14 protein-coding genes are annotated in these 13,076 nt (G+C 33.9%); 7 read left to right on the forward strand and 7 right to left on the reverse strand.

The features are described 5' to 3' along the window. Positions 1-483 precede the first annotated feature (483 nt). The 5 genes from A5866_RS12260 to A5866_RS12280 all read left to right on the forward strand — a co-directional run bounded on the left by A5866_RS12260 (position 484) and on the right by A5866_RS12280 (position 6,100). The gene (locus A5866_RS12260) at positions 484-1,587 is read left to right on the forward strand and encodes a DUF916 and DUF3324 domain-containing protein (RefSeq protein ID WP_176332599.1); all 1,104 of its coding nucleotides are present in this window, start codon (positions 484-486) and stop codon (positions 1,585-1,587) included. Positions 1,588-1,600: 13 nt separating this feature from the next. Beyond that, on the forward strand, positions 1,601-1,954 hold the full coding sequence (locus A5866_RS12265) for a hypothetical protein (protein WP_086445238.1): 354 nt from the start codon (positions 1,601-1,603) through the stop codon (positions 1,952-1,954). Further along, positions 1,954-2,178, forward strand: a complete 225-nt coding sequence (locus tag A5866_RS12270; RefSeq protein WP_086277372.1) for a hypothetical protein — start codon at positions 1,954-1,956, stop codon at positions 2,176-2,178. The genes A5866_RS12265 and A5866_RS12270 overlap by 1 nt, the downstream gene beginning before the upstream one ends. An 87-nt stretch (positions 2,179-2,265) precedes the next feature. Beyond that, positions 2,266-3,006: a WxL domain-containing protein gene (locus A5866_RS12275; RefSeq protein ID WP_086277369.1), complete on the forward strand. Its 741-nt coding sequence runs from the start codon at positions 2,266-2,268 to the stop codon at positions 3,004-3,006. Positions 3,007-3,103: 97 nt separating this feature from the next. Further along, positions 3,104-6,100 carry a hypothetical protein gene (locus tag A5866_RS12280; RefSeq protein WP_339099682.1) on the forward strand — a complete coding sequence of 999 codons (2,997 nt, stop codon included), beginning with the start codon at positions 3,104-3,106 and terminating at the stop codon, positions 6,098-6,100. A 277-nt stretch (positions 6,101-6,377) separates the two neighbouring features. Here the strand turns inward: A5866_RS12280 and A5866_RS12285 are convergent, their stop codons facing one another. The 6 genes from A5866_RS12285 to A5866_RS12310 all read right to left on the reverse strand — a co-directional run bounded on the left by A5866_RS12285 (position 6,378) and on the right by A5866_RS12310 (position 9,568). Continuing rightward, positions 6,378-6,776 carry a DUF1622 domain-containing protein gene (locus tag A5866_RS12285; RefSeq protein WP_086277365.1) on the reverse strand — a complete coding sequence of 133 codons (399 nt, stop codon included), beginning with the start codon at positions 6,774-6,776 and terminating at the stop codon, positions 6,378-6,380. A gap of 34 nt (positions 6,777-6,810) precedes the next feature. Continuing rightward, positions 6,811-7,542 carry a class I SAM-dependent methyltransferase gene (locus A5866_RS12290; RefSeq protein ID WP_086445237.1) on the reverse strand — a complete coding sequence of 244 codons (732 nt, stop codon included), beginning with the start codon at positions 7,540-7,542 and terminating at the stop codon, positions 6,811-6,813. Between the two features lie 98 nt (positions 7,543-7,640). Continuing rightward, positions 7,641-8,024 (reverse strand): ACT domain-containing protein, encoded by a 384-nt coding sequence (locus A5866_RS12295; RefSeq protein ID WP_086277361.1) that lies wholly within the window; start codon positions 8,022-8,024, stop codon positions 7,641-7,643. A 22-nt stretch (positions 8,025-8,046) separates the two neighbouring features. Beyond that, entirely contained in the window at positions 8,047-8,514 is a 468-nt protein-coding gene (locus A5866_RS12300; RefSeq protein ID WP_086277359.1) for a GNAT family N-acetyltransferase, read from the reverse strand. A 106-nt stretch (positions 8,515-8,620) separates the two neighbouring features. Then, on the reverse strand, positions 8,621-9,097 hold the full coding sequence (locus A5866_RS12305; RefSeq protein ID WP_086445236.1) for a GNAT family N-acetyltransferase: 477 nt from the start codon (positions 9,095-9,097) through the stop codon (positions 8,621-8,623). A gap of 105 nt (positions 9,098-9,202) precedes the next feature. Continuing rightward, positions 9,203-9,568: a hypothetical protein gene (locus A5866_RS12310; RefSeq protein ID WP_086277355.1), complete on the reverse strand. Its 366-nt coding sequence runs from the start codon at positions 9,566-9,568 to the stop codon at positions 9,203-9,205. 240 nt (positions 9,569-9,808) lie between these two features. On the opposite strand from A5866_RS12310, the gene A5866_RS12315 reads away from it, so the two are divergent. Continuing rightward, positions 9,809-10,573 carry a C39 family peptidase gene (locus A5866_RS12315; RefSeq protein WP_086277353.1) on the forward strand — a complete coding sequence of 255 codons (765 nt, stop codon included), beginning with the start codon at positions 9,809-9,811 and terminating at the stop codon, positions 10,571-10,573. A 192-nt stretch (positions 10,574-10,765) separates the two neighbouring features. Continuing rightward, entirely contained in the window at positions 10,766-11,464 is a 699-nt protein-coding gene (locus A5866_RS12320) for a glucosamine-6-phosphate deaminase (protein WP_086445235.1), read from the forward strand. A gap of 569 nt (positions 11,465-12,033) precedes the next feature. On the opposite strand, the gene A5866_RS12325 is transcribed toward A5866_RS12320, so the two are convergent. Then, positions 12,034-12,975 (reverse strand): DMT family transporter, encoded by a 942-nt coding sequence (locus A5866_RS12325; RefSeq protein ID WP_086277350.1) that lies wholly within the window; start codon positions 12,973-12,975, stop codon positions 12,034-12,036. Between the last annotated feature and the right edge of the window lie 101 nt (positions 12,976-13,076).

The following is a 13,076-nucleotide window of genomic DNA, read 5'->3' on the forward strand; positions in this document are numbered from 1 at the left end:
AGCTTACAAACTTTATTATAGCATATATTAGCACAAAATTAGCTTTGTACCATTATTGTAGTCATAATTTAGTAGAAAAAATATAGATTAAGTTTGAGTGTGAAAAAGTTGAAAATAAAGTGTATGAATCTTTTTTTAGGTATATACATTTGTTGTCTTTAAAAAAAACGATGCAAGAGTTGTATGATACAGCTACTAATTACAAATTTTAAAAATTATACATATTTAATCTATTATAAAAACTAAAATAAAGTACACAAAAAAGTGTAAAATGTAGCTATTTTCAGATTGTATTGAAAATAGCTACATTTTATTTTAGTATTATAGTCACACATGTGTCTATTTTGTAAATTTTATAAATTAGATATTTTATATTAGAAGGCATTTGATTTTTCTAAGAAAATAATTCAAATAAATAACTGAAGCAAGGGAAAGTATGACTGTATAATGCTGCAAATAGTAAATTCAGGAGGCTACTTAAAAATGATGAAAAAAAATAAACAAAGAGGGTTTATCTGTAAGTGTATAAAGGTGTTGAGTATTGGATGGTTATGCTTATTTCTAGTTGTTAAACGTTCTGTTCCAGCAATAGCCAGCGAGAATAAAGGCGATCCTCTAGGGTTTTCGGTGGAAACAGTCAAGCCTTCTAGTCAAATTGATCAGAATAAAACTTTTTTTTATATTAAAACCGAGCCGAACCAAGTGCAAAAGCTGAAAGTAAAAGTGACTGGGACTTCTGAAGAAGTAGTCAAAGTGAAAGTCTATTTAGCAAATGGTATTACTAGCGAGAAAGCAACGATTAATTATCTTGCCAGTCAGAAAAAAGATGAAACTTTAAAAGATTCTATTGAAGAAATTGCCACAGTAAATCAACCAGAAATAGAGGTAGCCCAAGGTGAAACTAAAGAAGTCATTATTACTGTAAAGCCATCAGCTGAGAATTATACGGGTATTAAATTGGGTTCAATTTATTTTCAACGAGAAACGGAAAAAAATTCCAAGGTAACCGTTGATAGTTCCTTTTCTTATCGAATAGGACTTGTTGCATCGGAAGAAAACAGTAGTTATAGCGATGGAAAATCATTAAAGCTACTTGATGTCCAACCAGAACTTTTAAGAGCACAAAAAACTATTGGTATAACCCTACAAAATCCAGAATCAAAAGTGATTCCCGATTTTTCTATGAAAGTTGAGATTGTCAATAAAATAAACGGGAATGTTGTCAAAAAACAGTCTATGTCTGATGGATCGATTGCGCCAAATAGTCACTTTACTTATTCAGTTGATTGGGGGTTGGATCCAATTCCTAGTGGCACGTATATCGCAAAAATAAATGCAAAAAGTAATGATCAAATTTGGAACTTGGAAAAAGAATTTACGATAACTGAGGAAAAGGCAAAAATAATGAACGATGAGACAGCTTTCAAATTGTCATTGCCCGATTGGGTCTATGTGCTAACTATTGTATTGAGTTTAGCAACGCTAATTGTAAGTATCTATCTTATCTATCGTGGAGGGCAATGGCAGAAACAATTGGTAGCAAAGCGTAAAAGCAATAGGAGACCTAAAAACGTCGAGAGAAAATAATAGGAGGAAAAAAATGAAAAAGAAGTACGCTTTTGTTTTGATAAAGGCTCTAATTATATTAGTCTATATTCTTTTATTAACTTTTCAGCCGTTGATAACAGATGCGAGTAACCCACGTAATGAATTGGAAACGGATGCCGGAATAGGTTTTACTACTAGTTCTTCTACTGTTACAAGCACGAGCAGCAGCCGTGACAAATTACCAGAAACTGGTGGGGGTTCCAATAAATGGAGAGGTAGCTTGCCCAAAACGGGTGCTCTGACGGAGCCTTTCATTATTTTGATTTTAGGGTGGGCCTTGGCTGTTTTATCACTAACAATTTTTACTATAGTTAGAAAAAAATATGAAGAGCAGGAGGAGATGTAATGATGGTTTATTATTGGGTAGCTGGGCTGGGCATTGTTGGCTTAATCAGCTTAATCAGTTTCTGTGTCTTTCTTTTAAGAGATATCAAATTAAATCGGGTACTGAAGAAAAATAAATGGCATTTTCTATTAAATGGAAGTCTACTATTTTTTTCTATTGTATCTTTTAGCATCATGATTGTGATGTTTCTTTCATTAAAAGCACAAATTATATTGTTGTCCTAATTCAGGAAGTGAAAATTAGTTAGTATAGATTGTTAGAGTAACTTTCTCCAATACTTAAAAAAATTGTAAGTAAAAGGGGAAAAAACTATGAAAAAAAAGTTATTATTTGGATTAACAGCAGCAGCCTTTGGCGCGGTATTAATTACAGCAACACCAGCTCAGGCCGTAACTGGAGATACAGCAAACAGCATGAAAACAGAAACAGGAATTGGCTTCTTAACCTATAATCCTGGTTCTGGTCCTTTCCAAAATAACTTGGCACTAACTTTTGTGCCATCATCTTTCAACTTTGGTAATGCGAATAAAGTCAGTGCTAATGCGCAAACATTCGCACAACAAGATGCACCAACTGGTGGTCAATATTTAGGGGTTTCTGATGATAGAAAAACTAAAACTTCATGGAATGTGACGGCCACTTTAGCAGACTTTGTGAATTCAAAAGATGAAACAGATAAATTGGAAAATGCATCGATTGTGATGAATATGGAAACTGTTCAAAAATACAATTTTAATGCAAAGGAAGCGGATGAAGCTGGGTATGCGACACCGGATCCATCAGCTTCTGGCTCATTGACTAGTTTAGATGCGAATTATGCCAACTTATACTCAGGTATTGCTGCTGGAAATATTACGTTGAATGCTGGTTCTACAGCAGGAAGCAAAGTATTGAATTATAATTTGCCAGCTAATACTACTGCACAAACAGGAACAGCAGCAGTTGCTAGAAAAATTTCTAATGTTAATTTGAATGTTAAAGGTGGGTCAGCTACAGAAAACAGCAAGTACTCTAGTACGATTAAATGGGTCCTTTCTGACGATGCCGCTTAATCTAAATTTTATTCAGTACACGTTCATGTAATTATTAAAACATAAGAATTGCGAGAAAGTTACTGTAACAATCTATATTAAAAGAGGAGCGTAATGTATGAAGAAAAAGAAGAGCAACTATTGGAAAATAGTATTGATCCTTGTTTCTTGTATTGTAACATGTTCTATATCAAATTTTTCGTATGCAGCATCTGAAATAAAAGGAGATTTTGAAGTTAAACGATCGAGAAATGATATCAAGCTTGTAAGTGTAAATATTTCGGAGGACTTATCTAAATATACCAAAAGTATCGAAGTTGTCACACCTAAATCAATAGCATTGAGCAATGGCAACACAGCGGTACTTCCATCAAATTGGACATACTACAAAAATGAAACAAGCAATACCTCGAGTAAGAATTCATATACATTTTCAAGTAATGGTTCTTCGGCGAATGTCACACAATTAGTTAATCTACTTCAGAGTCTGAACTTTACTATTGATAAAGATACATTTGTTGAGGGAGATAATATAGAAGTTTTATTTCACAATAAGATATTAACAAGTCGTGTTGATGACGATAATATTACTCATTATTATAGTTTTGTTCCATATTCAGATATTGGTGTTAATGAAATGACATGGTCAGATGCTTACAATTATGCAAAAACAACTAAATATCGGGGATTAAAAGGGTACTTGGCAACCATTACCTCTAACCAAGAACAGTCATTTATTTATAATAATATTGCAAAAGTTGCTGGATGGCTAGGTGGTACAAGAGCTCTTAATAGCAACTCTAAAATCTCAGATCAAGATCAACTTGACGTAAATAGCTTAAATATAAGTAGTTCTACTGCAAATAAATGGTACTGGGCAGATGGTCCAGAGGCGGGAACTGTATTTTTTAATAATGCAAAGTATAATGCTGCAACAGACTATTCAGTTCCAAATATCTATAATTGGTTTTCCAATTCTAAAAATGGTCTATCAGCAGATTATGTTGAACCAAACAATTACAATGGTGTTGAAGCTTATTTACAATTTGCACATGGTGGAGATCATTGGAACGACTTGGCATTAAATTCTACTTTGCCAGATGGGCTCTACATTGAATATTCGCAATATGGTAATCAAGAAGAAACGATTAAAGATGAAACAGATTTTGTAATTAATAAAACGATACCCGAAGATACTATATTTAAGATTGAGCGCCAAAATAATACTGCAAAAATAGTTGATGCAACGGTTTATGAATCGCTAGCAAACTACTCTAAAAGTATCGAACTAATTGTGCCAAATGCATTTTCTTTATCCAATTTAGATAATTTAAAATTACCTTCTAAATGGACTTATTTTCTTAATGAAACGAGTCCTGGAGAAAAAAAATCTTGGACATTTTCTAGTAATGGTAATCTAGCTACGGCAAGCGATATAAACTTATTGTTGGAAAGCGTAAATTTTACTGTAAATCAAACAGACTTAAAAGATGATCAACAAGTTGAAATTCTTTTTCATAATAAAATATTAACGAGCAGAGTTGATGATGATGGAATAACTCATTATTATAGTTATGTCCCGTATAAAGAGTTAGGCGTAAGTAAGATGACTTGGAAGGATGCCTATAATTATGCGAAAACATTGAACTACAAAGGGCTTACAGGCTATTTGACCACAATAACCTCTCAAGAAGAACAAGATTTCATTTATGATAATATTGCTAAGAATCCGGGATGGCTAGGTGGAACTCGCTCTCTTATAGGGACTGAGAAAATTTTGGATCCTATTAAAATTGATTCGATTCTGAATATTGATGCAACACAGGCAAATAAATGGTACTGGGCAGATGGGCCAGAATCAGGTAAAAATTTTTTTGATAATACTATCTACAATAGCAAAATTGATTACGCTGTTCCAGGAGAGTTTAACAATTTTAGTAATATTCGCAATGGTTCCCCGGCCTCTACAATTGAACCAAATAATTACAACAATCAAGAAGCTTATTTACAATTTGCCTTTGTTAATGCGGGAAGATTTTGGAATGATTTAAGTGAAAATACTGAATTATTAAGTGGATTTTATGTTGAATATTCATCATATAATTCGCAAAAAGAATCTAACGTTGATGAGACAGATATTGTCTACTCATCAGGAATTCCGCAACCAATAAGTATTGAATACACTGATGCGGATGGAAATAAATTAAGAGAGGCCACCACCTTTAACGGAACATCATATAGACTGAATACTAATTTACTGGATAAGTATCCAGTGATAGATAATTATCACCCAAAAAGTCTTACAAACAAAGATACCGGAAAAGAATCAAGCTTACCTATCATTGCAACTAGTAAGCTTCAAAATTATAGGATCATCTATGAAAAAACGGTAGTTAAGATGACTGTGAACTATATAGATAAAAATGACAAAAAGGCTATATTTTCAAAAGCATTGGTAGATTCTACTACGAAAAGTGGAGATGAGAAGGCTGTAAATGCGGGAGATTCAATCGCAAAAATAATATCAACCTTTATTACTGATGGCGATTTGAAATTGAATTTTGATGGTTACGACGATGTTGCTGTAGATTCATACATAACCAATACAGAGGCGAATGCGCAAGAATACACTAAAGTTCCAACAACAGATTTTTCAATTACTTATTATTATAAGCCCGTTACGAAATTAGTTTCAGTACCAGAAAAAATCAATTTTGGAATTATTGATCCTAGACTACTTCTTAATAAAGAAACAGTTATTTACCCATCAGATAGATTGATTGAGAACGTAAAAATATTAAACACAAATAGAACAGTTAATTGGACTCTACATGCTCAGTTATCTCAACCGTTCCAGCGAAACACAGATAACCGACTGTTAGATGGACAGCTATTCTATCAAAATGCAGACAAAACAAAAACTATAATTTCAACGTCAGACAACATTTTAAGTACTCAAAAAGCAAAAAAACCGTTACAAGAATTTATAACAATATTAGGTAATTCTATTGAAGAAGTTGGCATTGGGATGAACATATCGAGGACCCAACGAGACTATATAGGTAATTATATAGGATATTTGACTTGGCAGTTGACTACTGACCCGATAAGGTAATTTGTATTTCAGGATAAAGCTAAAAAATATTACAAGGAAGAGGTGACGATGGATCATTCACTATCGGAATGGAATAGCCCTATTTCTTTGAATAAATACGCTTATCCGATCGTATTAGACTTTAAGTGGAACTGTCTAATTTTCATTACAGTTATTGCATACAAGCCATACTAGAAATAGAGAATAAACTCATTGACAAATCAGTTTATTCTCTATTTCTATTGGATTTATTCAACAAATAAAAGTCATGCATAGTAAAAAAAGGCATCAGATGTGCTCAGATGACCTTTTTTTCGTCGGCTTCATTTTCCTTATCTTTTAAAGCATCTTCAATTTCTTTATGCAAGAAGTAGGAGATTACCGTTCGGATCACTACTAAAATAGCCAATTTTAAAATATCTTGAAAAGTTGGTTTGATAATCGATTCAATGATATCTGCAGCAATCAGTATTTCTAAACTAAGGAGAATGTAACTACCTAGAAAACTTTTGATGAAATTATTTTGGCGCGCCATCACAACACGATTTCGGTTTGCTCGTTCGCTTTTTAGAAAATCGATTCCAGACATAATCACGCCCCAAATTAAGACGACGATCGAAAAAATATTTAACGCTAAAATGAATAAATCAAAGAAAGGAATTAAATTATCCATGATATTTTGGGCTAAATCGTGCATTCATTTCCCCCCGTTTCCTGTACTTTAGAAAGGCTCATAATTTTTTTGCAGAAACCAACAGCATCATTGGCCTACGCAATTCATCTCTCATTTGGGCACTTGCTTCAAGCATTTCAGGAGCGGGCATCGGTTCAACCAAACGAGTGATTTGAAAGCCATTTGTTAATAGTCCGTCCAAATAAGTAGTCAAGGTTTTGTGATATTTCATTACGGTTTCACCTAAAAATAGTGTCTCACGAATACTTTCATCAAAGTAGCGATCAACTGGCCAATAAAGTGGCTGCCCTTTTTGATCATAAATCCAATCTTCCGTTCCTTGTGCTGTGAAAATCGGATGTTCTGTAGAGAAAATAAAATCGCCGCCAGAGTTCAAACAATGATTGACTTTTTTAGCAATATCATCAAATGAAGGGACATAATGAAGTGCTAAAGAGCTGATCACGATATCGAATGTTTCATTTAGTCCATCGATTTCATCCATACCCATTAAATGATAAGTGATTTTTGAAGAATCGGTCATCTCTTTTGCTTTTTCGATCATTCGTTCAGATAGATCGATGCCAATGACTTTTTCAGCACCATTTTCAACGGCATAACGGCAATGCCAACCATAGCCGCAACCGAGATCTAGAACGGTTTTTCCAGTGAAATCAGGTAGTGATTTTTTTAACTCATGGCATTCACCAGCACCCTCAAGCCCTTTTTTTGAACGATCCATTTGGCTATAAGCGTCAAAAAAATTAGGATTGTCATATTCGTTTTTCATACGGTGTCTCCTTTAATGAACGTACTTTTGTCTTATTAATTGTACCAGATTGTGAAGAGAATACCCATAAAAGAGAATTTAGGGAAGCTAGTATCCGTTTATTGAAAAATATGACCACAATCACTCAAAACTTGGATGGCTTTCGTTTTGTCTTTATTTTTGATTAAAAGATAATCGGTATTGTATGTGGATAAAGCGAAAATCGAGATCTGATTGTCAGCTAAAGGATTAGCCAATTGTGTCAAAATCCCTACTAAAGAAAAATCTAGTTCGCCGACGATCTGAATAATGAACCAGTCCTCATCAATAGAAAGAGCAAGATCTGTCTCAAGCGAGCCAGAAGGTACAATCACAGAACATTCATCGTGTGTGTAAGTCAGGCTCTTAAATGCTTTGATTTTATGGAATGAAGCAGGAATTGGGGTATCGACCGGAAATTTTATAATAGCATAGTTTAGTGTATCTAGTAGTTTTAACTGCATTTGTTTTCCTCCAAGTAGTATGTTAAATCGGGATTTCTAAAAAGACCTGAGACCCGTAAATAGCTGGAAGGCGATTGTCAGTCTCTTTAAAGCCTGCTTGTCGACATAAAGATTGGGTGAATGCTTTGTCTTCATTCACGACGATTGTAAGTTGATCGATCGTTGAAAAGTGCTGATGAATAAATGCTGGCAACAAATAAGTCGCTTGTTTGGCATAGCCTTTCCCTAAGTGACGATAATCAGTAGAAAAGTCTTGCACTAAAATATTATTTTTATTGGTAGAATAGTGGCTACCGCCTTGTGCTTCATAAAGAGTCAAGAAGGCAACGAGCTGATCGTGTTCAAAAACGAGAACACCATGACGATGCGGATCTTTTTTAGTTAAAGCAATAGCGATTTTTGGCTCACGGACATAGCGCCGTTTCTTTTGTGATAGGCAATAATCATTAATAAAAGTTTGGTGCGTATCATCGTACATTTTTAGGTACATGAGTTTTCCTCCTGCTTAGCGTAATGTGCTTATTTTAGCCGATAGGAAAATAGCAATTCCTTTATACTTATAGTATAACTTGTTTGAGAGGTCTTGTGCAGTTGCTTTATAATATTTTTTTCATTGGCGTGAAAATAATACCATCAACTTCTTGTTGACTGTCTATTGGTATAAAGCCGAGATGGTGATAGGCGTCAAGCGCATAAGGTGAAGAGTTCAATGTTAGTTGGGTTGCCATGTGGACCGTTTGGCAATATGTAGTCGCTGTTTTCATAAGCTGACGAGCAATTCCTTTTCTATGAAATGTCTTATCCACAAAAAGCAAGGATATGTGGTTTGGCAAACGCACTGCAATCAACCCGGTTATGGTTACTTCATTAGAGAAATAGGCCCAAAGCGTTAATTCTTGCGCTGCTAATTGCTGCGTAATTGTATCAAAAGAGATAAACTGCTTGAAATGTTGGATTCCTTCATCAGAATAATCAGGTGCTTCAAACTCAAGAAAAACCCGCTGAACAAGTGCAAGAGCTGCTTTAAGTTCTGATGTATTGATGGTTGAAAGCTGTTTGATTGGGTTGCTCATAATGTCCTCCAAGACCTTTTTGTTTATTTTATCATGAATAGGATTATAGTTTTCAATAAAAAATAGCCAGAGAGAAGTAAAAGTATTTCTCTCTGGCTATTTTGATTACTTAATAAGGCGCTTGTCATTTTTAGACAAGGTACTTACTTTTTTTATATGGTCAACAGTGATCATTCGGATTTGTTGGCTGTCTTCTTGTAAACGCAACATGATCGAATCACCAATGCTCTTGGAAACGATCCATCCAGATACTGTTTCAAACTTTTGCGAAGTCGGCACTTCTTTTAATTGTAGAACAACTAAACTTTTTTGAGCAGAAGCAACTTGTAATTTCTTAAGAATTTCTTCACGCTCTTTATTTTTGCTCTGTCTATCTTTAGAGTCGTCTAAAAATGCCGAAAAGAAACTTTGGGAAGATTGGCTGATCAATTTTGAAATACTTTTCATTGTTGATTTGTGGTTATTGTCCATTCTTCTACCTCCTTCACGAATTTACTACTACTGTCAGACTCTGAACAATCAGATACTACCATTCTACCTAATAAAGTCAAATAATTCAAGAAAATATGTTCGTAATAATCTTGTAAAGAATTATTCCTACTTGCTTTTTTCTATAGTTTCAGTAATATTAGAAGTACTAATTACATTTATGTAATTTGTTTGAAAGTAAGTAACGACTCAACGCTTTCAACTTAAAAGAGGGAGATATCAATGAAACAAAAACAGACAAAAAAATCAAAAGTTTCTATTATAGCATTACTAGTTGGCACAGCCTTTGCTGGAGCTCTTTTAGCTAAGGTGGCACCGATGGCAGAAGGTAGCGGCTTTTCAGCCTTATTTAATGACGGCAAAGCGAATGAAGTAAAAATAACTGAGACAAGTGAAAGTAAAAAAGAGCCAGAAAAAGTTAAAAAACTAACATACACGGAACAAGTCAATGAAGAGTTAAGTCAAAATAAATTTGCTAATCGGATGCCGATCAACTTATTATTGCAAACAGACGATAAATGGAAAGCGACACCTTATGGCATGGGCAACCCTGATGGGAATACATTGGAAATCAATGGCTGTGCAATTGTATCATTAGCAATGGTGTCTTCTTTCTTAGATAATAAACAATATACACCGCAAGATATTTTAAATTGGTCGAAAAATGATTACTTTGTAGAAGGTGAAGGGACAGCTTGGTCCGTATTTTCTGATTTTGCGATGGAAAAAGGCTATCAATTTGAAGATCTTGAAACAGATATGACAGCGGTAGAAGAACAATTAAAACAAAAACATCCTGTGATCATCTCGGTAAAACCAGGGCTATTTACTGAAACGGGTCATATTATGGTATTAAGCGGCACAAATAATGGGAAATTTTGGGTAAATGATCCAAATGACTCTGAGACAAAAGGCCACTCGATAAAAGAATTTACTGCAGATGAACTACTGAATGAAGCAATGAATTTCTGGGCGGTATATAAATAAAGTTGGGACAGAAGGAGTTACTTCTGTTTCGCCGTTTATTCGAATAGTGAATAGAAGGTCAACCGGTATGTATGGTTGGCTTTTTCGGCTACTACAAAAAGAGAACGCTTTACTTTTTTTGTAAAAACCATTGACATGGGATGGTTCCCACATTATACAATCAAGGTATAAAAAGGAAATGGAGTGAACCAAATGAAAATTATCATCGAAAAAGACTTTGAAGCAATGAGTGAAATGACTAAAAATATTTTAATAGGCCATATGAGCCAAGATAAACGTGTCAACTTGTCTATTACAGCTGGGAATACTCCTGTTGGCGTGTATAAAAAAATGGTGGAGATCGTAAAAGAATCACCAGATTACGCAAATGTTCATTATTATAATTTTGATGAAATCCCAGTACCAAATCAAGCGGAAGGAATCACGATTACTGATTTGCGTAAATTGTACTTGAATCCAGCTAATATCAATGAAGCAAATGTCCATCCTTTAACTGTAGAAAACTATAAAGAACAAGATCAACGTTTAGCTTTAGAAGGTGGATTAGATGCAATGTTGATTGGTTTAGGCGGAGATGGACACTTCTGTGGAAATATGCCGACAACAACTAGTTTCGAGAATCTAACCTATAAAGTGAAGGTTTCAGGAGAAGAACCATGGTTTGTGCCCGGTGAGATGGAAAAAGGTATGGAATTTGTAACGATGGGACCCGTTAGTGTCATGCGAGTGAAGCACTTGATTTTGATCGTCAACGGTGAGAAAAAAGCTGAAATGGTTAAAAATGTGTTGCAAGGACCTGTTACAGAAGAATTTCCAGCATCCATTTTACAGTTGCATCCTAATTTGACAGTCATTTTAGACGAAGAAGCAGCAAGTAAACTGAATAAATAAAATAAAAAAGATTAAGGTGCTAATTTGCCTTAATCTTTTTTTTTAACCACCAAAAGCGGAGACTAGAGAAAAACTTGGTCACTGGGAAGCGGATTCTGTATTAGGACACAGTGGAAAGTCTTGCCTACTTATACTAGTTGATTGAAAATATCGGTTTTTACTGGCGGGGAGAATTTCCAAAAATGATTCTATTTTTGTAAGGGATATGTTTGTAAAATTATTATCTCCTCTAAACAAAAAGCAACGCAAAACTATTACACCAGATAAGGACTAGAATTTGCAAAATATGAGTACTTTAATAGCTTATGTGGTATAAGCTGCTACTTTTCAGACTCTTGGTCCCCATGGCAACGCGGCATAAATAAGAATACGAATGAGTTAGTATGTGAGTAATTACCGAAAGATACTGACACGACATCTGTTTCAGAAAAATATATTAAATGCGTCATTTATAAATTAAACAGCTAACCTAGAAAATGATTAGGATGGAAAACACCTATTATAACTACTGTTTCAAATATATACTCACAAAGAAATAATTTTTTAAATATTATAATGACTATGTCGTATTACTTATTCAGTTTCAAACTTTCATTTTTTCTATTCTTTTCACTAAAATTTGCAAATAATAGTACGGACAATAATACAATACCAATTCCGATTATTTGTATTGGTGGAAGAATTTGATTTAAAAGCAATGGTGTTAAAATATTGGCGACTAGAGGCTCTAAAGCAGCTGTTATATTTGATAATGATGCTTCAATATAATTCAAACTGCCTAAGTAACAACAAAACGAAACGGCGGTACCAATAACGATTATAAATCCCATATATAAAATGACCTTTTTATCGATATTAAAACCCGGTTGCCAAATTGGGTGGACAAACTGAAATACTCCTCCTCCAATTAACATTCCCCAACCAACTACAACAGATGAACCATATTTTTTTAAGATTCTGCGGGGCTGTAATGTATAAAAAGTAACTCCAATAGCTGAACCTATTCCTATTAATAAACCCAAAATGTTGACATCTAATTTTGTTAGATTACCTCGTGTAACAACTAAAAAGACACCTAAAAAGGTAAGCATGATATAAAATAATTCTTGTAAAAACATTTTTTTCTCTTTTTTCAAAACTAAATAAAGATAAATAAAGATTGGACTAGTAAATTGAAGAATAGTTGCTAAACCAGCACCGTTTTTTTCTATTGATAAAAAAAATAGATATTGACAGCCACTCATGCCTATCAGTGCAAATAAAAATAATATGCTCATATCTTTGCTAGATTTAAATATTGAAAATATTTTCTCTTTTTTTATAAGTATTGAATATAGTAGAATTATTATTCCTGCTCCTAACAATCTAGTCCCTACAACCCATTCTACAGGGGCTTTTAATGTGGAAAATACTAAATCAACAAAAGTGCCGTTTATTCCCCAAAGAATTGCACCAGTTACTGCTAATAAAATTCCTTTTGATCTTTGATTTTTAACTATCTTTGAAAACAAGTAATTCCCTCCAATGACTAATTATTAAAAGATTTGATTTTCGTTGATATACTTTTTCATTTTAGCAGAAAAGTAAACTGTAAAAAAGGTTATCCAAAAAG

Origin of the sequence: Enterococcus sp. 12C11_DIV0727 (assembly GCF_002148425.2) — a bacterium.
Taxonomy (GTDB): domain Bacteria; phylum Bacillota; class Bacilli; order Lactobacillales; family Enterococcaceae; genus Enterococcus_L; species Enterococcus_L lemimoniae.